The sequence below is a fragment of the Nocardioides gilvus genome, assembly GCF_003194605.1.
GTDB classification, from domain to species: domain Bacteria; phylum Actinomycetota; class Actinomycetes; order Propionibacteriales; family Nocardioidaceae; genus Nocardioides; species Nocardioides gilvus.
Genome location: NZ_QHKY01000003.1, coordinates 144113 through 164777, shown reverse-complemented (window position 1 = coordinate 164777; position 20665 = coordinate 144113). Strand labels below are relative to the sequence as shown.

Below are 20665 nucleotides of genomic sequence, written 5' to 3'. Positions count from 1 at the left end.
TGGGTCGGCAAGGTCTGGTTGAGTGACCCCATGGAGTTCTCCGATCCCGAGGCTGCTCGGCTCTACGCCGACGTGGTGCACACCGGCTCCGACCTGGTGATCGGCCTCGACTTCGACGGCACGCTCGCGCCCATCGTGGAGGACCCGACGCAGGCCCACGTCCACCCCGACGTGCCGGATCTGCTGGTGGAGCTGGCTGACCGGGTCCGCGGCGTCGCGGTGATCACCGGCCGCCCGGTGCGCCAGGCGCTGGCGCTCGGCGACCTGGACGTGGTGGGGGCGCAGATCACCGAGCGAGGACGACACTTCATCGTGCTCGGCCAGTACGGCAACGAACGGTGGACCGGCGTCGACCGCCGCATCGTCTCCCCACGACCCCCCCACGGGCTCGCCTCGTTCCTGCGCGAGATCCCCTCGCTGCTGCGCCGGGCCGGGGCCGGTGAGGCGTACGTCGAACCGAAGGGCCTGGCGGTCGCCCTGCACACCCGCCGCCTCGACGAGCCGGAGGCGGCGTTCGCCCGCTTGCTGCCGCTGGTCAGCGAGGCCGCGACCCGTCACGACCTCGCCGTGGAGCCCGGTCGCCTCGTCGTGGAGGTCCGAGCGCCCGGCATGAACAAGGGGATCGCGGTGCGGGACCTGGCCGACCAGTGGTCTGCCGGCGGATTCCTCTTCGCCGGTGACGACCTCGGTGACGTCGAGGCCTTCACCGAGTTGATCGGCCTGCGGGAGAGCGGCACCCCCACCCTGGTGGTCTGCTCCCACGGCGGTGACGGCCCCACCGAGCTCGAGGAGTTGGCCGACCATGTGGTCGACGGCCCGGACGGAGTGGTGGAGATGCTGCGGCAGCTGATCGAGGACCTCGACGCGGTGGCGCCCCGACACTAAGTGGCGACTTGGAGACGCCATTTCGCCGACGAGCGTCTCCAACCCGCCACTTGGATGTGGCGGCCGTATGCGTCCTGGGGCGCGGCGGCCGGATCAGTCCGTACGCAGCCCGGTGATGGCGGCGTTGCCGCGGGAGTCGACGCGCACCTCGGCCACGGCGTGCCCGCTCGCGACGTCCCGCTCGATCTGCAGCGCCTCGTCCTGGGGCACGAACCAACTCTCGATCCCGCAGTCAGCTGCCCAGCTCTGGGGTGCGCAGGCCAGGTAGAGACCCGATTCGGGACGCCGGTGGGTCCACTCCGTGCCCACCGCCACCCCGTCGCGCTCCTCGAGGACGATGAAGAGATGGTCCTCGCGGTACTCGCTGACGCCGTCCTCCCACCGGTCGTCGGGCGGATCGAGGTCCGGGTAGTCGAGGACCACGTACGCGCCCCGGAAGGGGTCGATCGGGTCGACGGGCGCGACCTTGAGCAGGACGGTCTCGCCGTTGACCCGGGCGGAGAGCTGTGGGGCGACACCCACCCCGACCAGGGCGAGCTGGGACACGGCGACGAGGGTGACCAGCACGGTGCGCTTCATCGTCAGGCTCCGTTCGTGGGGTGAGGGGTCGAGTCGTCGGACGAGTCGGGGGCTGCGGGGCCGTCGGGTCCGTCGTCGAGCGACTCGGCGAGGCGGCGCCGGGTGCGGTCGAAGCCGTAGCCGGTGGCGATGAAGAGCAGCCCGAGCAGCAGGAAGAGCCAGGCCCCGGTGAAGATCGTGGCGAAGATCGCGAACGCCTGGAAGGTCGTGAAGACGACCAGGGCCAGGGTGGCGAGTGCCGGCAGGAGGCGCGAGTCCCGCAGGGTGCCGACGACCGCGACCCCCAGCGCCAGAGCCACGTAGAGGAGCACCGAGAAGATCGAGCGGAGCGTGTCGGTGCCGCTGATCTCGAGCGCGGATCCGCTGGTGGGCCAGGCAGCCAGACCCAGGGCAAGCACCAGGACCAGGACCACGCCCATGGTCTCGCGGGCCGCCAGGACACTGCCGGGGACCGTACGTCGCTGCAGGGCGACCGCAGCCACGGCCACCGCGCCGGTGAGCGCGACCACCACGATCTGCCAGGTCAGCAGGGTCAGTTCGAACTCCTCGCCGACCGGGACGGCGGCGGTGAAGAGGGTGATCAGCGCGAACGAGGCCCCCACCCCACGCCACACGGCGCCGAAGTCCCTGCGCCAGCGCTCATGGAGCGCGCCGACCGCGACCGTGAGCACGGCACCGACACCCAGCAGGAGGACAGCGTCGGCGAAGGTCTCGATCGATTCGGCGGACTCCGCCATGCTCCACGCGACCACGCCCGCCAACCCCAGCAGCAGCGGGAGGTAGGCGCCCAGCAGGTACGCCTGGATCAGGGCGGCCAGGCCCCACGCACCGACCAGGCTCATGTCGTACGCCGGCACCTGCAGGCTCTGTGCGGCCTGGAAGATCACGCCGCCGATGGCGAAGGCGGCCAGCAGTCGGAGCGCCCCGACGGCCAACGGACGTATGCCCCGGCTGTGCGCCACCTCGGCGCCGACCAAGGTCGCGAGCCACAGCGCCGTGATCCCGACGAATCGGGTGAGGGGGCTGAACTCGTCGAGGTTGGCCGCGACCAGCCAGATCAGCCCGACGCCGACGAAGCAGGCCCCGAGGACCAGCAGGATGCGGCCCAGTGAGGCGCGCCGCGACGCGGTGTAGCGGGCCAGGATGGCATCGGCCTGCCCGGCGTCGATCGTGCCGTCGACCTGCCAGCTCGCCACCTGGGCGCTCAGCCACTGCAGGTGGGAGGGCGAGGCGGTCACGGAGGCCGCCGCAGGCAGCGGTGGGCGGGCCTCCGGGGGCTCCACACGCGAGAACATGTTGGTCATGTCGCACATCGTGGGTCCTGATGGCGTGCGCCGTCATGAGTTCGACTACTCATACCCTGTTCACGATGCGGGATCGGGCCGAGCGGCCCGGACCTCGGAGAGGAGTCCACGATGCGCGTACTGCTCGTGACGAGCACCGGCTGGATCGACGGCGAGCCCGGCCACGAGGTGCTGGAAGCAGCGTTGGACGCGCGGGGGATCGAGTGGGCGTGGGAGGTCTGGGACGACGCAGAGGTCGACTGGCAGGCGTGTGACCTGATCGCCGTCCGTGCCACCTGGGACTACGTCGAGCGTGCCGAGGAGTTCCTGGCCTGGGCCGGCAGGGTCGACGTCGGCGCCCGACTCCTCAACGGTGCGGACGTATTTGCCTGGAACCTCGACAAGTCCTACCTCGCGCAGCTCGAGGCACGCGACGAGGTGCCGACGGTGCCCACCCGGGTGCTCGCTGACGACCCACGCGAGCGGGTGCAGGACCTGGCCGACGCGCGCGCCGAGTTCGGCGACCTCGTCATCAAGCCGCGCACGGGGGCGGGTGGGGTCGGCGTCATGATCGTGGAGTCGACGCATCCGCTCGACGAGCTCGAGCTGCCCGATGTCGGGTTGGTCGCACAACCATTGGTTGCTTCGGTGCGGGACCGGGGCGAGGTCTCGGTCTTCGTCATCGGCGGCGAGGTCACCAGCATGGTCCACAAGACCCCGGGCGTCGGTGAGATTCGGGTGCACGAGCACCTCGGGGGGAGGTACGTCCAGGTGCCGGTGGCCGGTGAGGCGGCCGCGGCTGCACTGCCTGCGATGCGCGCTGCGGCGGCGTTCACCGGACGTCCGCTCGACTACGGCCGGGTCGACCTGTTGCACCACGACGGGGCGTGGCGGGTCAGTGAGGTGGAGGCGATCGAGCCTGCGCTCTACCTGGACACGTTCGCTGACAACGCCGAGCCCTTCGCGGCCCTGGTCGGGGCGCGCAGGCCCGTGCACACGTAGGGGAAGGGGCCCGGATCGGCTGGTCTAGACAGGCTGGGCAAAGATTTTGCCGTTCGCCCGATGGGCTCGCCAAAGAAATCTAGACTCCCCGGTGCGGTGTGCTGACAACGGTCGCTCCGACCGGCAGTCGCCCCGCTGATCCGGAGGGGACATGCTTTTTCGACGTAGGGCGCGTGGGGAGCGCGGCGCTGCCGCGGTGGAGTTCGCCCTGATCCTGCCGATCTTCCTGATGCTGCTCTTCGGGATCATCGACTTCGGATACATGATCAACCGCGGCTCGATGATCAACAACGCGTCGCGCGACGCGGTGCGTACGGCGGCGCTGCAGGCACCCCGGAGCGAAGTGATCGCCGTGGCCAACAACGGGCTGACGGCAGTGGGCTCCGCCACCGTCACCGTCTCCTGCCGTACGCCCGCCAACGCTCCGTGCGGCGCCAATTATGACGCTGCGAGAGAAGCCGGCGGCACCGCCGTGGTCCGGATCGCCTACCGGCACAAGATGTTGACCCCGGTCGGGATCTTCTTCCCCGGTGGCTTCGATCTGACCCGTACCGCAGAGATGAGGATTGAGGACCGATGACTCGACTTCCCGCACGCGTATGGCTTCGAGTGGCAAGGCGGCGCCAGCGCGACGAGCGCGGCGCCTACGCCATCCTCTTCTCCATGATGCTGATCCTGGTCATGGCCCTGGCCGCCATCGCTGTCGACATTGCGAGCAACGTATCGGCCAAGCAGCAACTCAAGGACACGATGGATGCCGCCGCGCACACTGGGGCCTACGCGCTGAGTGAAGGAGGCGCCGCGAAGGCCAGGAGCGAGATCTTGCGTGTCGCCCGCGCCAACGACCCCACTGCCAACCCCACGATCGACACCTGGTGTGTCGTGGCGTCGACCGGTGCGGCCGAGACGGTCGTCGCGACGCAGATCCCTTCGACCTGCAACCCCGGCAAGGGTGCGCCCTACTCGGCCAGCAACTATCCCGGGCTGGTCTGTGACGAGTTCCTCTGCTTCATCCCGTGCAACACATCTCTCGCCAAGGCGAAGTGCAACACCGTGCGGGTGGCTGACAACAAGGTCGTGCCCTACGCGTTCGCCCCCGCCATCGGGTATGACGAGGGAAAGACAGGCGCGGTCATCTCAGTGGCCTGCAACGGTCCCTGCGGCAGGGAGGTCCCGAACCCGTTGGACGTCGTCATCGTGGCCGACCGAACGGCGTCCATGAGGACCAACGACCGGCAACAGATGAAGGACGCGATCAAGGAGTCACTGACGCTGATGAATCCCGAGATGCACCAGGTGGCGCTGGGCACGATCCACAAGTCACGCTTGACGGGATTCACGCCGAAGTCGAAGACCTACGGCCCGCAGACGGACGACTACGCCGTGGCGCCCACGACGAGTGACAGCACGTCCAAGTACAACTACAACGGTCACTGGGATGGGCAGGGAAAGACCCAGCCCGCTGGCACCACGAGCATCTGCCGGTCCGAGGCGGCGTCGCAACTGCCTGCGAGTGCCGCGACGCCGCCGATCCTGCAGTACGACCGGAACTTCACCTGGAGCGGCAGGACCTACAACATCCCCTTCGTCGACCGCACCGTGACGGACAGGCCGACCGACAGCGACGTTCGAGAGGGCACGTGGATCCCCGTCGGGTTCACCAACAACTACCTGCTCCCGAAGGCCGAGCCGACGGACCCGTCGTTCCTCAACAACAGCAGTGACCTGGTGGACTCCATCTCGTGCATGTCGCAGTCGGTGCGTCAGGAGTACGGCACCAACTTGGCGTCGGCACTCAAGGAGTCGGTGCGATACGCCTTCGCCAACAACCCTGCACCCACCCGTGAAGGCAAGATCCGCAAGATGATCGTCTTCGAGACCGATGGTCAGCCCAGTGAGCCGAGGAGTTTTGGCACCACCGGGCTGGACTCCGGCGACCTCGGAAACACCAACGGCGTCACCGGGTGCAACAACCTGAAGACGGTCGCCAATGCAGCCAAGGTCCGGCACGGCGAGGACCTCCTCATCGTCACCATCGGCTTCGGTGATGCGGCCACGGCTCGGTGCGGCGGCTCGGGCGACCTCGTCCGCAACGTCCTGGCCTCGGTCGCCTCCAATGCCCAGGGAGGCGGAGCGTCGACGGCCGGCAACTGCAGCACTGCAACCGGTCAGCAGGAGGAGAACACGGACGGGGACTACTTCTTCTGCTCCACCGACGGGGGCGACCTGGGTGACATCTTCGCCACCGCGTTGACGTCGGCCGGTGGAATGGTGAGGTTCTTGCAGATGCCGCGCTGACGTACTTTTCGTGCAGTGCCCACACCGCCCCCGGATGCCGGGGGCGGTGTTTGCACTCTCTTGAGGCGAGTGCTAAACATGGGGTTGGCACTCTCGACACGAGAGTGACAACTGAGCACTGGTGACGTTGAGGTCGCAGGCGCCGGCGGGAAGGGTCCGTCGGGGGTCGGTGGCCGTCCGTCGCGGGCAACCCGCCGGTGACATTCCGACTCCCGAAAAGGAATCGCAGGAGTTATGCCCAAACTGATTGCTTTCAACGAGGAAGCCCGTCGCGGCCTCGAGCGCGGTATGAACACGCTCGCCGACGCCGTCAAGGTGACTCTCGGTCCGAAGGGCCGCAACGTCGTTCTCGAGAAGAAGTGGGGCGCGCCCACCATCACGAACGATGGTGTGTCGATCGCCAAGGAGATCGAGCTCGAGGACCCGTACGAGCGCATCGGCGCCGAACTGGTCAAGGAAGTTGCCAAGAAGACCGACGACGTCGCCGGTGACGGCACGACGACCGCGACCGTCCTGGCCCAGGCCATGGTCCGCGAGGGTCTGCGCAACGTCGCGGCCGGCGCCAACCCGATGGGTCTCAAGCGCGGCATCGAGACGGCAGTCGCCGCTGTCTCCGCCCAGCTGCTCGAGATGGCCAAGGACGTCGAGACGAAGGAGCAGATCGCTTCGACCGCCTCCATCTCCGCGGCTGACGCCACCGTCGGCGAGATCATCGCCGAGGCGATGGACAAGGTCGGCAAGGAAGGCGTCATCACCGTCGAGGAGTCGAACACGTTCGGCCTCGACCTCGAGCTGACCGAGGGCATGCGGTTCGACAAGGGCTACATCTCGGCCTACTTCGTCACCGACCCCGAGCGCATGGAAGCGGTCCTCGAGGACCCCTACATCCTCATCGCCAACTCCAAGATCTCCTCGGTCAAGGACCTGCTGCCCCTCCTCGAGAAGGTCATGCAGTCCGGCAAGCCGCTGGTGATCATCGCCGAGGACGTCGACGGCGAAGCGCTCTCGACCCTGGTGGTCAACAAGATCAAGGGCACCTTCAAGTCGGTCGCCGTCAAGGCTCCCGGCTTCGGTGACCGCCGCAAGGCCATGCTCCAGGACATCGCCATCCTCACCGGTGGCCAGGTCATCTCCGAGGAGGTCGGCCTCAAGCTGGAGACCGCTGGTCTCGAGCTGCTGGGCCAGGCCCGCAAGATCGTCATCACCAAGGACGAGACGACCATCGTCGAGGGTGCTGGCGACCAGGGCCAGATCGAGGGTCGGGTCAACCAGATCCGCGCCGAGATCGAGAAGTCGGACTCCGACTACGACCGCGAGAAGCTGCAGGAGCGTCTGGCCAAGCTGGCCGGTGGCGTGGCAGTGATCAAGGTCGGCGCGGCCACCGAGGTCGAGCTCAAGGAGCGCAAGCACCGCATCGAGGACGCCGTTCGCAACGCGAAGGCTGCCGTCGAGGAGGGCATCGTCGCCGGTGGTGGCGTCGCCCTCGTCCAGGCCGGTGCCGAGGTCTTCGACAAGCTCACCCTCACCGGTGACGAGGCCACCGGCGCCAACCTGGTGCGCGTGGCCATCGAGGCTCCGCTCAAGCAGATCGCGATCAACGCCGGTCTCGAGGGTGGCGTCGTGGCCGAGAAGGTCCGCAACCTGGAGGCCGGCTTCGGTCTCAACGCGGCCACCGGCGAGTACGTCGACATGATCGCCGCAGGCATCATCGACCCGGCCAAGGTGACCCGCTCTGCCCTGCAGAACGCGGCCTCCATCGCGGCTCTGTTCCTGACCACCGAGGCCGTCGTGGCCGACAAGCCGGAAGCGGCCGCCCCCATGGGTGACCCGACCGGTGGCATGGGTGGTATGGACTTCTGATCGGAGCAGGGGGCGGTCCGGTCGCCGTGAGGCGGGCGTGACGGTCCCTGCGCATGGACTTCTGATCTGCTGATCAGAGCAACGCTCCACACGCAGGGCCCCGGTCTTCGGACCGGGGCCCTGTGCCATTTCGGCATCACCCTCGCGCTGAGCCCGGCCCTGGGTCATGCTGGAGCATGGTGCACTCACCGCAACGTGTGGCAGTGGTCGGAGCCGGCATGGTCGGTCTCTCGACCGCCTGGTTCCTGCAGGAGCACGGCGTCGGTGTCACCGTCCTGGACCGGACCGGGGTCGCAGCCGGTTCGTCGTGGGGCAACGCCGGGTGGCTGACGCCCGGGCTGGCGACGCCCCTCCCGGAGCCCGCGGTGCTGCGTTACGGCGTACGGGCAGTGCTCAGTCCCTCATCGCCGGTCTACGTGCCGCTGACGGCTGACCGCCGGTTGCTGCAGTTCATGGTGCGCTTCACCCGCAACTCCACGATGCGGCGCTGGCGTGAAGCGATGGCGGCGCTGGTCCCGATCAACTCGATCGCGTTGGAGGCCTTCGACCTGTTGGGCGCGGGCGGTGTCGAGGCGCCCACCCATGAGGCGCACTCCTTCATCGCTGCCTACCGCAGTGAGGCGGACCGCGCAACGCTGCTCGAGGAGATCGAGCACATACGCGCCAGCGGCCAGACGCTTGAGCACGAGGTGCTCACCGGGGACGAGGCCCGCGCGGTCGAGCCGGCGCTCTCGGACGAGATCACGGCGGCGATCCGGCTGTACGGCCAGCGCTTCGTCACCCCGAGTCACTACCTGCGCGACCTTGCAGCCTCGGTCGAGCGACGGGGCGGACGGATCGTGAGCGGCGTCGAGGTCGGCGCCCTGCACGACACCGGCACCGCCGTCCGGGTCGCGGGGGAGACCTACGACGCTGCCGTGATCGCATCCGGAGCCTGGCTCAACGCCCTGGCACGACCCTTCGGGGTCCGGGTGCCGGTCCAGGCCGGGAGGGGCTACTCCTTCACCGTCGGGGTGCAGCGGACGCCGCGCGGCCCGATCTACTTCCCGACCCAGCGGGTGGCCTGCACGCCGGTCGGAGACCGACTGCGGGTTGCCGGGATGATGGAGTTCCGCCCTGCTGATGCCGCGCTCGACACGCGCCGGATCGCCGCGATCGTGGAGGCTGCCCGGCCACTGCTGCGAGGCGCCGACCTGGACACCCGCCGGGACGAGTGGGTGGGTGCCCGCCCCTGCACGCCCGACGGCCTGCCGCTGGTCGGGGCCACTCGTTCCGACCGGGTCTTCGTGGCAGGTGGCCACGGGATGTGGGGGATCACGCTCGGGCCGGCGACCGGGCGCCTGCTCGCCGACCTGGTCGTCACGGGGCGGAGCTCAAGGACCTTGCGCCCCTTCGACCCGCTGCGCTGAATGGCCGAGGGCCCAGAACGCTCGGTGTGCAGAACGGTCGATGGCCAGGGGGCTGCGCCGATAGGGTCAGGCGCCATGGGACGAGTGATGCCGTGGGTGCTGCTGGTCCTGCTGGGCGCCATGACCCTGCTCCCGGTGCTCTTCCACGACGTCGGCACCTCGTCCGGAGACCAGGACGAGCCCACCAGGATCCGCCAGTACAACGCGGTCTTCGACGTGGACGAGTTCGGTGACATGGAGGTCACCGAGACCTTGGTCGTGCACTTCCCCGACGACAGCAGGCGCGGCATCTTCCGGTTCTTCGACTCCTACGACCCCAACCAGGACCGCGCCAGCCGGCTCCCGCGCAACATCTCCGTGGCGCGTGACGGTCGGGCCGAGCCGTACGAAGAGCTCAGCACCCAGGTGGGCCGCTACCGGACGCTCAAGATCGGCGACGAGGACATTCACCTCCGGCCCGGCGACCACACGTACGTCATCAGGTACACGATCCGAGACGTGCTGCTGTCGAGTGGGGAAGGCTCGCGCTTCTACTGGGACCTCGTCCCCGCTGGCTGGGCGCAGGAGATCGACCGGGCAGAGCTGACCGTGCGACTGCCGGAGTCGCCGACCGATCCGGAGACGGTCCAGTGCGCCGTCGGCGCAGGAGCCACGGACGGTTGCTCGGTCGGGGTCAACGGTCGGACCCTGACGGTCCAGGCCGACTCCCTGCCGCGCAACACACCCATCACAGTCGGGGTGGATCTTCCGAGTGCCCCGCCCGGGGCGGACAGCCTGCTGCCCTGGTCGGTGACCTGGCGCCCGGTCCTGGGCTCGGCGCCCTGGGTGCCGCTGGGGGTGCTGGCCGCCGCCGTCTTCGCTGGTTGGTTCGGACGCCGGATTGCCGCAGCCACCCATGAGGCGGATCCCCGGTTCCCCCTCCAGTACGCCCCACCTGCCGGGATCGGCCCGGCCCAGGCGCTCTACATCCTCACCGAGTCCACGCCGGACGTCGGCTTCGTGGCCAACCTGATGTACGCAGCCGAGCGCGGTGCCATCGATCTGAGCCGCCATGACGACGGCTGGCGGATCTTCGCTCGTCCCGAGGCCGCCACCCTCCAGCTCGACCCGTCCACCTGGGCGGCGACCCAGGCCCTGGTGCCCCGGATCGGCTCGGAGTTCGTGGTCCGCAGGCGGGACGCGAAGTCGGGCGAGAAGGTACAGAAGGCCAGGACCGACGTCCTCCTCGCCACCAAGAAGTGGGCGCGGGACGAGGGACTGCTGTCGAAGGCGGGCTGGGGCAGCCTCGCCGGGATCGCTGCCGTAGCGGCCCTGGTGCTGTACGTCGTCCTGCTGGTGGCCCTCTGGAGCCACTTCACGCTGCTGGCCCTGGTGCCGGGCGCCTTCTTCGCGATGGTCCTCCCCGTGCTCTACTCCGGCGCCACCACCAAGCGGACGACCGCGGGACGCCACCTGTGGTCGCAGGTCGGGGGTTTTCGTCGGGTGCTGGCCACCCCGTCGAGCGTGGAGCGCTTCGAGTTCTCGGGTCGTCAGGAGCTCTACACCGCGTACCTGCCCTGGGCGGTGGTCTTCGGGTGCGCCGAGGAATGGGCCGCGAAGTACCGGGTCGAGGTCGGGGTGGAGCCGCCCGACCCCGTCTACCTCGGCGGCATGGCGGGCTTCGGTTCCGGCACGGGGGGCAGCTCGTTCGTCAACGACTTCTCCTCCACTGTGAGCGCTGCCGTCTCGACCTACCAAGCCACCCAGGCCAGCTCGTCGAGCGGGGGAGGCGGCTTCTCCGGCGGGGGTGGTGGCGGTGGCGGGGGCGGAGGTTCCTGGTGACGACCCGCACTCCCTGAGCCGTGACCACCCGCGTACGCGGTCCCCAACATCCTCGAAAGGCCTTTCATGATCCCGCTCATCATCGCCACCGTCGTCGTCGCGGTGCTCGCCCTCGTCCTCGTCTGGGGCTTCAACCGGCTGCGTCGGGCCGACATCGGCGCCCAGGAAGCCCTCGGTGGCATCGACGTCCAGTTGACGCGTCGGGCCGACCTGGTGCCCAACCTGATCGAGACCGTCAAGGGGTACGCAGCCCACGAGAAGGGTCTCCTGAACGAGATCACCGACGCACGTACGCGGGTCCAGCAGGCGGCCAGCGGAGACGACGTCGCGGCACGGGCATCGGCCGACGCCGCGCTCGAGCGTTCCCTGGTCAACCTCAGCGCGGTCGCCGAGAACTACCCCGACCTGAAGGCCAACACCAACTACCTCGACCTGCAGCGCCAACTCGGGGAGACGGAGAGCCAGATCTCGTTTGCGCGCCAGTACTACAACGACGCCGTGCGCAGCCTCAACAACCTCACCCAGACGATCCCTTGGATGTTCATGACCGGGGTGGCCGGCGTCTCCCGACGGGACTTCTACGAGGCGCCCGAGGGCAACCGCGAGGTGCCCCGGGTGCAGTTCTGACTCTGCTCAGAAGACGTTCTTCGGGCGGAACTGGACCGACAGGCGGGGGCCCGCGTGAGCCTGCTTGGGCACCGCGTGCTCCCACGTCCGTTGGCACGAACCACCCATCACCACCAGGTCTCCGTGGCCCATGGTGATGGCCCTGGAGGCCCCGCCCTCGCGCGGACGGAGCAGCAGACGACGGGGGTCGCCGAAGGAGACGATCGCGACCATCGTGTCCTGGGTCCGCCCGCGGCCGAGGTTGTCGCCGTGCCAGGCGACCGAGTCCTGGCCGTCGCGGTAGTAGCAGCAGCCCGCCGTCACGAACGGCTCACCCAGCGTCGGCAGGTAGTGGGCGGAGAGGGCCTCGCGAGCCTCCACCAGACCTGGATGGGGCAGGGGGGCGCCGATGCCGTACGTGTGGACGAGGCGGGGCACCGCCACCACTCGGTCATACATCTGCCGCTGCTCGGCCCGCCACGGGACGTCGGCGACCAGCGATGCCATCACCTCGTCGGCTCCGCCCAACCAACTGCGTTGCACGTCCACCCAGGCCCCGTGGGAGAGTTCGCTCCGCTCCGGGCGGAGCGTGGCAGGCCCAGGATCGTCCGCAGCGAAGAGGGTGGACTGGAAGTGCATGGTGCGAGGGTATCGAACGTTTGTTCGAACTGCAATGCTGTGCTCCTGCCGGCATTCGGCGTACGCGCACTTGATCGGCAGGAGAGGGTAGGGGCATGACGGCCGCCGTGGGACACACGGCCGGGACTCCTCGCGAGCTCGGCCCTCCGGCTGCGCGCGTCCGTGGTCTCAGGAAGTCGTACGGCACCGGCACCGCCCAGGTCCACGCCCTGGCCGGGGTCAGCCTCGACATCGAGGCTGGTGAGTTCACCGCCGTGATGGGTCCCAGTGGCTCCGGCAAGTCAACCCTGATGCACTGCTGCGCCGCCCTGGACTCCGTCACCGAGGGTGAGGTCTGGATCGGCAACCAGGAGATCGGACGGCTCGACGACGACGCCCTGACCCGGCTGCGACGCGACGAGATCGGCTTCGTCTTCCAGTCCTTCAACCTCGTCCCCACCCTGACCGCGGAGGAGAACATCCTCCTCCCGCTCTCCATCGCCGGGCGCAAGCCCGACCGCCGGTGGTACCGCAACGTCATCAAGACCGTGGGGCTGGGTGACCGCCTCGACCACAAGCCGAACGAGCTCTCCGGAGGCCAGCAGCAGCGCGTCGCGGTCGCCCGGGCGCTGGCCAGCCGCCCGCACATCGTCTTCGCGGACGAGCCCACCGGCAACCTGGACTCCCACTCGGGAGCCGAGGTGCTTTCCCTGCTGCGGCGCAGCGTCGACGAGCACCAGCAGACCATCGTGATGGTCACGCACGACGCCGTGGCGGCTGCGTACACGGACCGGGTGATCTTCCTCGCCGACGGGCTGGTCGTGGAGGAGTTGCGTCACCCCACCCGGGAGCGCGTCCTGGAGATCATGACCAGCATGACCGTCGTCCCGCCCGAAGGCTGAGCAGTGCTGCGCGCCGCCCTCAAGAGTCTGCTCGGACGCAAGGTGCGTCTGTTGATGAGCACCTTCGCGATCGTGCTCGGTGTCGCGTTCGTGGCCGGCACGCTCGTCTTCTCCGACACGCTGAACCGATCGTTCACGGCGCTCTTCGCCTCCACGGTCGGCGACGTCGTCGTTCAGGCGGAGCGGGGCACGCGTACGTTGCCCGCCGACCTGGTCGACAAGTTGGCGCAGGTCGACGGGGCGGCCCGCGCCGACGGCAACGTGCTGGACACCTCCGTCTTCGTGATCGACAAGAACAACAAGCCGATCGGTGGCAACGGCGCCCCGGCGCTGGCCAGCAACTGGACCGGGGCGCCGGCCGGACACGGACTGGTCGGGCTCGAGGTGGTGTCGGGCCGTGCGCCCGAGAAGGCCGGAGAGGTGGTCTTCGACGCCACCACGGCCCGCCGCGCGGGATATGCGATCGGGGAGCGGGTCACCCTGGTCACCGGTGCCCAGGAGGCGCTCGACCCCGAGCTCGTCGGGATCGTCGACTTCGCGGAGGGCGGCTCCTTCTCGGGGGCCACCTGGGTCGCCTTCGACACCCGCACGGCGCAGCAGCAGTTCCTCAAGGGACGCGACCGCTTCAACAGCGCCTGGGTCACTGCCGCACCGGGCGTCAGTCAGGAGGAGTTGCGCGACCTGGTCGCGGAAGAGCTGCCCAAGGGCTTCGAGGCACGCACTGGTGACGACGTCGCCGACGAGTCGGCCAGCGCGCTGCTCAAGGCGGTCTCCTTCCTCACCACCTTCCTGCTGATCTTCGCGGGCATCTCCCTGGTCGTCGGCGCCTTCCTGATCGTCAACACCTTCTCGATCCTGGTCGCCCAGCGCAGCCGTGAGCTCGCGCTCTTCCGTGCCCTCGGCGCCTCGCGTCGTCAGGTCACCTCCTCGGTGCTGCTCGAGGCCTTCGTGCTGGGAGTGCTCGGGTCGACGGTCGGCATCGCCCTCGGAGTGGTGATGGCGATGGGCATCAGGGCACTCTTCTCCAACTTCGGTCTCGACCTGTCCGGCCAGTCGCTGGTCTTCCAGCCCCGCACATTCATCGCCTCCTACCTGGTCGGGGTGCTGGTCACCATGGCGGCGGCGTGGTTCCCCGCGCGACGCACGGCGAGGATCGCCCCGATCCAGGCGATGCGCGACGACGTGGCGATGCCGGAGAGCTCGCTGCGCAACCGCTTCATCGGCGGCTCGGTGACGATCGTCGTCGGGGGTGGAATGCTCGCCCTCGGGCTGGGCGGATCCGTGCCCCGGGCGGGGTGGTTCGTGGGGCTGGGGATCCTGGCGATCCTGCTCGGTGTGGCCGCGGCCAGTCCCGTGATCAGCCAGCCGTTCCTGCTCGCCGCCCGCGCGCTCTTCGCCGCCACCCTCGGGACTGTCGGCAACCTCGCCGGTCAGAACTCGCTGCGCAACCCACGGCGTACGACGGCCACTGCGTCGGCGCTGATGATCGGCCTCGCGCTCGCCAGCACGATGGCCATCGTCGGAGACTCGGCCAAGGCCAGCGTCGACGCGACGTTGGAGGAGAGCTTCCGAGGCGACTACGTCGTCTCCAGCGTGGTCGGCCAGCCCTTCTCCACAGCGATCGCGCGCCAGATGGCCAAGGTGGACGGGGTGGAGGAGATCGCTGCCCTGCGCTTCGCCTTCGCCTCGGCCGCCGACGGAGCCGAGGACGAGTGGCAGCAGGGCATCAGCGCGGCGTCGCGCACCAGCCTCGAGGGGTTGGTCGGTCTGGAGATGCGCGAGGGATCGCTCTCCGACCTGGGCAAGGGTCGCGTGGTCGTCGGGGAGAGCCACGCGGCCGACGAGGGCCTGGCGGTGGGCGACACGCTCTCCCTGGTCGTCAACGAGACGCCGGTGGAGTGGAAGGTGGTCGGCATCTTCGTCGACAACCCGATCGTGGTCTTCCCGGTGGTGACGTCGCCCAAGAGCTTCCTCGCGGCCGGGCTGAAGGACCGGGACAGCCAGCTCATGGTCGACGTCGTCGAGACGTCGTTCGTGCGCCAGAGCCAACTCTCCGACGTCATCGCCGACCAGCCCCTGATCAGCCTGATGGACCAGGCCGACTTCGCGGCCGAACAGCGCGAGCCCATCGACCAGATGGTCACCATGATCTTCGCGCTCCTCGGGCTGGCCCTGTTGATCGCGGTGCTCGGGATCGTCAACACCCTCGCCCTCTCGGTCATCGAACGCACCCGCGAGATCGGCCTGCTGCGTGCGATCGGGTTGAGTCGAGGTCAGTTGAGGGTGATGATCACGATCGAGTCGATGGTGATCGCGCTGCTCGGAGCCCTGCTCGGGATCGGGTTGGGAGTCGGCTTCGGGGTCGCCCTGATGCACTCCCTGCGGGAGCAAGGACTCGAGGTCATCTCGGTCCCGTGGGACCAGTTGATCGTCTTCGGTGTGGTGGCTCTGCTGGTCGGTGTGCTGGCCGCAGTGCTGCCCGCCCGCAAGGCTGCACGCCTCGACGTGCTGGCTGCGATCGCCACCGCCTGAGGCCGTCGCGTGCGGGTGAAGGTTCACCCATTCGGAGTACGTGAAGGGCTTGTCCGGCCTAGTGTTCGAGGCGTGGGACAGGCAATCGAAACCGTGCGCGAGCTGAAGCACGTGGTGGTGCGTGAGCACGTACGCAGCCTCGTGCAGGGCGCTGCGCCCGGCACGCCTGCCCCCTCCGAACGCGAGCTGGTCAGCCAGTTCGGCGTCGCCCGGATGACGGTGCGCCAAGCACTCGACGCGCTGGTCGTCGAAGGGCTCCTGGAGCGGATGCCCGGACGGGGCACCTTCGTCGCGCGGCCCCGTCGTTCGCGCGCCCAGGTCGCCAGCTTCACCGAGGCCGTGGCCCGACGTGGCCACCTCGCGGAGTCCACCACCCTGCTCGCGCGCACGGAGCAGGCCGGGCCCGGCGTGGCCCGTGCCCTAGAGATCGAGTCCGGTGACACGGTGGTGCACTGGAAGCGGATCCGCCGGGCCGGGGGTGAGACGGTCTGTCTCCAGGACGCCTACTTCGACGCCGCCGTGCTTCCCCACCTGCTGGAGGGGCCGCTGCCGGAGAGCCTGTACGCCGTCCTTGCCGAGCGAGGGCTGCGCCCGACCTGGTCGGAGGACTCGATCCAGGCCGACCTGGCCAAGCCGGACGAGCGCGACCACCTCGAGATCACCGACTCCGAGCCCACCCCGGTGCTCCGGGTCTCTCGCCGGGCGCTCTGCGGCGACCTGGTCGTCGAGGTCTCCCGTGCGGTCTACCGCACCGACCGCTTCACCCTCCACCTCCAGCTCGGTACCGGCCGCTGAGTCGGACGCCCGGGCGTCGGGCGGGCCGCGGCGGGCGAGGCTCAGAGATCCTGCGCGTCGACGATCCGGTAGGCGTAGCCCTGCTCGGCCAGGAACCGCTGCCGGTTGGCGGCGAAGTCGGCATCAACGGTGTCGCGGGAGACGAGCGTGTAGAAGTGCGCGCTCTTCCCCTCGTCCTTCGGTCGCAGCAGCCGCCCGAGGCGTTGCGCCTCCTCCTGCCGTGACCCGAAGGAGCCGCTGACCTGGATCGCCACCTCGGCCGAGGGCAGGTCGATGGAGAAGTTGGCGACCTTGCTGACCACCAGCAGGCTGAGCTCACCGGAGCGGAAGGCGTCGAAGAGCCGCTGACGTTCCTTGACCGGGGTCTCACCCTTGATCACCGGAGCGTCGAGGGTCTCGGCCAACTCGTCGAGCTGGTCGATGTACTGCCCGATCACCAGGGTCGGCTGCCCGGCGTGCTGGTCGACGAGGCGACGTACGACGTCGGTCTTGCGGGGGGTGCAGGCCGCCAGGCGGTACTTCTCCTCCGGCTCGGCCACGGCGTACGTCAGTCGCTCGGAGTCGCTCAGGGTGACGCGCACCTCCACGCAGTCGGCCGGAGCGATCCAGCCCTGCGCCTCGATGTCCTTCCAGGGGGCGTCGTAGCGCTTGGGCCCGATCAGGGAGAAGACGTCGCCCTCGCGACCGTCCTCGCGCACCAGCGTGGCGGTCAGGCCGATGCGCCGACGAGCCTGCAGATTGGCGGTCATCCGGAAGATCGGGGCCGGGAGCAGGTGCACCTCGTCGTAGACGATGAGTCCCCAGTCGCGTGCGTCGAGCAGGTCGAGGTGCGGGTAGACGCCCTTGCGGCGCAGCGTGAGCACCTGGTAGGTCGCGATCGTGACCGGACGGACCTCCTTCATCGCACCCGAGTACTCGCCGATCTCGTCCTCGGTCAGCGTGGTCCGCTTGAGCAGCTCGTCCTTCCACTGCCGTGCCGAGACCGTGTTGGTGACCAGGATCAGGGTGGTGGCCTTGGCGTGGGCCATCGCGCTGGCGCCCACGATCGTCTTCCCGGCGCCGCAGGGCAGGACGACGACGCCGGAGCCGCCGTGCCAGAAGGAGTCGGCGGCGTCGCGCTGGTAGTCGCGCAGCTCCCAACCGTCCTCGACGAGGTCGATCGCGTGGGCCTCGCCGTCGACGTAGCCGGCCCAGTCCTCGGCCGGCCACCCCAACTTCAACAGCGCCTGCTTGAGGTTGCCGCGCTCGGAGGGGTGCACGACGACGGAGTCACCGTCGGGGCCGTCGATCCGCTCCCCGAGCATGGGTTTGATCTTCTTCGCGCGCAGCACTTCCTCGAGCACGGGACGGTCGGTGCTCGAGAGCACCAACCCGTGCGTCGGGTGCTTGTCCAGGCGGAGTCGGCCGTAGCGGGCCATCGTCTCGGCGACGTCGACCAGCAGCGCGTGCGGAACCGCGTACCGGCTGAAGGTGAGCAGGGTGTTGACGACCTCTTCGGCGTCGTGGCCGGCGGCGCGCGCGTTCCACAACCCCAACGGCGTGAGTCGGTAGGTGTGCACGTGCTCGGGGGAGCGCTCCAACTCGGCGAAGGGCGCGATCGCTCGACGGCACTCCTGCGCACGCTCGTGGTCGATCTCCAGCAACAGGGTCTTGTCGGACTGGACGATCAGGGGGCCGTCATTCACGCCCAGAGCCTACGTGTCGGGACTACGTGCCGGGACTACGTGTCCGGGCCTACTGGTCGCCGACAGCCGGGGTGACCGAGGTGATCCGGTGCACCGCGAAGGCCTTCGGGCCCTCGGTGCGGTGGTCGTACGCCGTCAGCTGGCCGCCCTCGAGACGGCGCGGGTCGACGACACGGTCGGTGGTCGTGCCGTGGTTGTCGACGTATCCGATGACCACCGTCGTGGCCGACTCGATCGCCTCACGCAACATCGCCAGGGCGGTGATCGGCGTGGTCGCGACGGCGGGTCGGGCCGGCGCGCTGGCCGCGGCCCGGTCGCCCGCGCGAACGGCGGCCAGCACCGCGCTCACCCGAGCGGTGTCGCGCGCCCGGGCGACGGCAGGGACCGGTGTCGGGCGCGGGGTCCGGGTGCGCAGCAGGTGGCGCCGCGCCACGTGCACCGTCCCGTCGGGCGCCTCCACCACCGGCGCGGTGCCGAGCTCGCGCAGCCGGGGGAGCAGGAGGTCGACGGGCAGGCTCGAGACGAGCACCGTCGGCGCGATCCGGCGCAGCTCGAGCTGGGCCACTTTGGGGTGGTGGAGCAGCTCGGTGATGGCCTGGGCGTCGTCGGCCCGCAGGAACGACTCCGCGTGGCCGACCCGGACACTGCCGAAGGTGCGCACGACGTCGTCGACCAGGTAGGTGAGCGGCTGGGGGATCGGGGTCCGGGAGATCGAGGCGAGGAAGTCGTGGATCTCCTCGGCGCCCCACCCGGCGTCCAGGGCCCGGCGCAGTGAACCGGTGGTGAAGCGGTAGACGGTGGCGCCGCCACGCGACTCGACGTCGGCGAGCAGGTGCAGGGTGCGGGCCAGGTCGCCGGCCAGGGGACCCGGCGCGACGGCGGTGAGGTCGGCCTGGACGAGCAGGTGGGCGACCGGGGTGGGCAGGAGCGGGGCCAGTTGGTCCGCAGCAGCGTCGAGGTCGCCCGCGACGACCTCCCGGGCGTACGAGGCCAGTGCGTCGAGCCCGGTCAGGCCCAGCATTGCCGCCTCCTGCACCGCCCACCCGACCATCTCGTCACGGGTGACGGGCCGGCGTGGGCGCAGCCACCGCAGGCGTTCGACGAGCGAGGGCAGGCCGGTGCCGCTCGCCAGTGCGCCGCCCGGGGGCAGGGCTGCGAGCTGGCGAAGCGCGTGGTCACGCGCCTCGGGGGCGAACTGGCTCGAGGCGTCCGGCGCCAGGGCGTTGCGGGTCTTGCCGCTGGCGTCCTTGCGACCGACCAGGCCGGGCAACCGGGTGGTGGTGAACCAACCCCGCACCAGGGCCGTCCAACGCTCTGCAGGCGGGCTCTCCGACCAGGCGTCGAAGGCGTGGGTGGGCAGCCAGGCGGCGACCCCGTCGGCGTCGTGCCCCTCGGCGAGCAGGTCAGCGGCCACGGCTGCCTCGAGGAGCAGGGCCGCCTGGTGGGCGTCGACGTGCAGCTCGTCCACCACCGCCTTGAGGTCGCGTACGGCGAGGCCGCCGCTGCGCAGCACCGTGGGCGGGTGCTGGCCCCAGTGGTCCAGCAGCAACTCGAGGCGACGTACGGCCTCGAAGGCCGCCCCGGCGGCGACCCGGTCGACCAGGGCGGGGTCGCGTGCGGTCACGGCGAGCTCGGGCAGGTCGTCGACCGGCAACCTGGTGGTGTGGCCGCCGCGCAGCGCCAACCCGACCTGGCCGGGGAGGTGCAGGGCGCCGTTCTGCGTGGGCACCAGGAGGCCATGGGCCAGCACCTCCTCGACGGGGGTGGTGGCGTCCTCGGGCCGGTGCGGGGTGCGAGCCCGCCCACTGGTGGCCTCACCGCCGGAGTCGGCGACGTGCTCCAGCAGTCCGCGCGCCGGGGCGGAGAGTCGGGCGACCCGTTCCACAGCCTCCGTCCGGCTCAGGGCGTGGGGGAGCACCGGCCGAAGCCCGCTCACCCCGGACGCGAGGTCGCCGCGCAGCAAGTCCGCCACCCCGCTCAGGGCGCGCACGCCTCCCGGTGACTCCCAGACCAGGGCCAGGTCGATCAGGTGGTCCAGGGCCGCGGAGACGCGTACGGGGTCGCCGTGGACGGCGGCGACGGTCTCCTCCCGGCTCGCGTGACCGAGCACGACGCACGCGTCCAGGACGGCCAGCTCGAGCGTGGTGAGGTCGTCCAGTGCCCGCTGGACCGACGCACGGGTGCCAGCGCGGGAAGCCACCTGCGAGGAGTCGTGGGGAGCCGGGGTGGTCAGGTCCGGCCTGGCTCGCAACAGTGCGGAGAGACGCTCGTCCGACCACGTACGCAGGTGCTCGGCGAGCGTGCGGGCAGGCCGGACCGCACCCTGGGACACACCTTGGGACAGGGGCGGACGGTGCGCGGTGTCGGACATCCCTCCTACGCTACTCGGC

The 20665-nt window shown here is 69.8% G+C and carries 16 protein-coding genes; 11 read left to right on the top strand and 5 right to left on the bottom strand.

Annotated features, from left to right (window positions below; all coding sequences use genetic code 11):
- The first annotated feature begins 30 nt into the window (after positions 1–30).
- Positions 31–885: a trehalose-phosphatase gene (gene otsB / locus DNK52_RS09710; RefSeq protein WP_110240807.1), complete on the top strand. Its 855-nt coding sequence runs from the start codon at positions 31–33 to the stop codon at positions 883–885.
- 93 nt (positions 886–978) lie between these two features.
- Here the strand turns inward: otsB and DNK52_RS09705 are convergent, their stop codons facing one another.
- Complete coding sequence (locus tag DNK52_RS09705; protein ID WP_110240806.1) at positions 979–1464, bottom strand: GDYXXLXY domain-containing protein; 486 nt, start codon at positions 1462–1464, stop codon at positions 979–981.
- A gap of 2 nt (positions 1465–1466) precedes the next feature.
- Positions 1467–2768: a DUF2157 domain-containing protein gene (locus DNK52_RS09700; RefSeq protein WP_162598712.1), complete on the bottom strand. Its 1302-nt coding sequence runs from the start codon at positions 2766–2768 to the stop codon at positions 1467–1469.
- A 111-nt stretch (positions 2769–2879) separates the two neighbouring features.
- Here DNK52_RS09700 and DNK52_RS09695 point away from each other — a divergent pair, with 111 nt between their 5' ends.
- The 7 genes from DNK52_RS09695 to DNK52_RS09665 all read left to right on the top strand — a co-directional run bounded on the left by DNK52_RS09695 (position 2880) and on the right by DNK52_RS09665 (position 11764).
- Complete coding sequence (locus DNK52_RS09695; protein ID WP_110240804.1) at positions 2880–3749, top strand: ATP-grasp domain-containing protein; 870 nt, start codon at positions 2880–2882, stop codon at positions 3747–3749.
- A 151-nt stretch (positions 3750–3900) separates the two neighbouring features.
- Positions 3901–4329 carry a TadE/TadG family type IV pilus assembly protein gene (locus DNK52_RS09690; RefSeq protein ID WP_110240803.1) on the top strand — a complete coding sequence of 143 codons (429 nt, stop codon included), beginning with the start codon at positions 3901–3903 and terminating at the stop codon, positions 4327–4329.
- Positions 4326–6047, top strand: coding sequence for a TadE/TadG family type IV pilus assembly protein (locus DNK52_RS09685; protein ID WP_110240802.1), 1722 nt, complete (start codon positions 4326–4328; stop codon positions 6045–6047). The genes DNK52_RS09690 and DNK52_RS09685 overlap by 4 nt, the downstream gene beginning before the upstream one ends.
- Positions 6048–6281: 234 nt before the next feature.
- Complete coding sequence (gene groL, locus DNK52_RS09680) at positions 6282–7907, top strand: chaperonin GroEL (protein WP_110240801.1); 1626 nt, start codon at positions 6282–6284, stop codon at positions 7905–7907.
- 176 nt (positions 7908–8083) lie between these two features.
- On the top strand, positions 8084–9316 hold the full coding sequence (locus DNK52_RS09675; protein WP_110240800.1) for an NAD(P)/FAD-dependent oxidoreductase: 1233 nt from the start codon (positions 8084–8086) through the stop codon (positions 9314–9316).
- Between the two features lie 75 nt (positions 9317–9391).
- Positions 9392–11137: a DUF2207 domain-containing protein gene (locus DNK52_RS09670; protein ID WP_162598711.1), complete on the top strand. Its 1746-nt coding sequence runs from the start codon at positions 9392–9394 to the stop codon at positions 11135–11137.
- A gap of 66 nt (positions 11138–11203) precedes the next feature.
- Positions 11204–11764, top strand: coding sequence for a LemA family protein (locus DNK52_RS09665; RefSeq protein WP_110240798.1), 561 nt, complete (start codon positions 11204–11206; stop codon positions 11762–11764).
- 6 nt (positions 11765–11770) lie between these two features.
- Here the strand turns inward: DNK52_RS09665 and DNK52_RS09660 are convergent, their stop codons facing one another.
- A complete protein-coding gene (locus DNK52_RS09660; RefSeq protein WP_110240797.1) occupies positions 11771–12382 on the bottom strand; it encodes an alpha-ketoglutarate-dependent dioxygenase AlkB in 612 nt (203 codons plus the stop codon).
- A 95-nt stretch (positions 12383–12477) separates the two neighbouring features.
- Here DNK52_RS09660 and DNK52_RS09655 point away from each other — a divergent pair, with 95 nt between their 5' ends.
- The 3 genes from DNK52_RS09655 (at position 12478) to DNK52_RS09645 (ending at position 16590) form a co-directional block, all read left to right on the top strand.
- Positions 12478–13263: an ABC transporter ATP-binding protein gene (locus DNK52_RS09655; RefSeq protein ID WP_110240796.1), complete on the top strand. Its 786-nt coding sequence runs from the start codon at positions 12478–12480 to the stop codon at positions 13261–13263.
- 3 nt (positions 13264–13266) lie between these two features.
- Entirely contained in the window at positions 13267–15795 is a 2529-nt protein-coding gene (locus DNK52_RS09650; protein WP_110240795.1) for an ABC transporter permease, read from the top strand.
- Between the two features lie 72 nt (positions 15796–15867).
- Positions 15868–16590 carry a GntR family transcriptional regulator gene (locus tag DNK52_RS09645; RefSeq protein WP_110240794.1) on the top strand — a complete coding sequence of 241 codons (723 nt, stop codon included), beginning with the start codon at positions 15868–15870 and terminating at the stop codon, positions 16588–16590.
- Positions 16591–16631: 41 nt separating this feature from the next.
- Here the strand turns inward: DNK52_RS09645 and DNK52_RS09640 are convergent, their stop codons facing one another.
- Entirely contained in the window at positions 16632–18275 is a 1644-nt protein-coding gene (locus tag DNK52_RS09640) for a DNA repair helicase XPB (protein WP_110240793.1), read from the bottom strand.
- Between the two features lie 49 nt (positions 18276–18324).
- Positions 18325–20646, bottom strand: a complete 2322-nt coding sequence (locus DNK52_RS09635; RefSeq protein WP_110240792.1) for a helicase-associated domain-containing protein — start codon at positions 20644–20646, stop codon at positions 18325–18327.
- Positions 20647–20665 lie beyond the last annotated feature (19 nt).

Excerpts from the sequence above, each read along its gene's own strand:
- DNK52_RS09695 (WP_110240804.1), top strand. The coding sequence starts at position 2,880 with ATGCGCGTACTGCTCGTGACGAGCACCGGCTGGATCGACGGCGAGCCC.
- DNK52_RS09685 (WP_110240802.1), top strand. The coding sequence starts at position 4,326 with ATGACTCGACTTCCCGCACGCGTATGGCTTCGAGTGGCAAGGCGGCGC.
- DNK52_RS09700 (WP_162598712.1), bottom strand. The coding sequence starts at position 2,768 with ATGACCAACATGTTCTCGCGTGTGGAGCCCCCGGAGGCCCGCCCACCG.
- DNK52_RS09705 (WP_110240806.1), bottom strand. The coding sequence starts at position 1,464 with ATGAAGCGCACCGTGCTGGTCACCCTCGTCGCCGTGTCCCAGCTCGCC.
- DNK52_RS09655 (WP_110240796.1), top strand. The coding sequence starts at position 12,478 with ATGACGGCCGCCGTGGGACACACGGCCGGGACTCCTCGCGAGCTCGGC.
- otsB (WP_110240807.1), top strand. The coding sequence starts at position 31 with ATGGAGTTCTCCGATCCCGAGGCTGCTCGGCTCTACGCCGACGTGGTG.
- groL (WP_110240801.1), top strand. The coding sequence starts at position 6,282 with ATGCCCAAACTGATTGCTTTCAACGAGGAAGCCCGTCGCGGCCTCGAG.
- DNK52_RS09660 (WP_110240797.1), bottom strand. The coding sequence starts at position 12,382 with ATGCACTTCCAGTCCACCCTCTTCGCTGCGGACGATCCTGGGCCTGCC.
- DNK52_RS09665 (WP_110240798.1), top strand. The coding sequence starts at position 11,204 with ATGATCCCGCTCATCATCGCCACCGTCGTCGTCGCGGTGCTCGCCCTC.
- DNK52_RS09670 (WP_162598711.1), top strand. The coding sequence starts at position 9,392 with ATGGGACGAGTGATGCCGTGGGTGCTGCTGGTCCTGCTGGGCGCCATG.
- DNK52_RS09690 (WP_110240803.1), top strand. The coding sequence starts at position 3,901 with ATGCTTTTTCGACGTAGGGCGCGTGGGGAGCGCGGCGCTGCCGCGGTG.
- DNK52_RS09675 (WP_110240800.1), top strand. The coding sequence starts at position 8,084 with ATGGTGCACTCACCGCAACGTGTGGCAGTGGTCGGAGCCGGCATGGTC.
- DNK52_RS09635 (WP_110240792.1), bottom strand. The coding sequence starts at position 20,646 with ATGTCCGACACCGCGCACCGTCCGCCCCTGTCCCAAGGTGTGTCCCAG.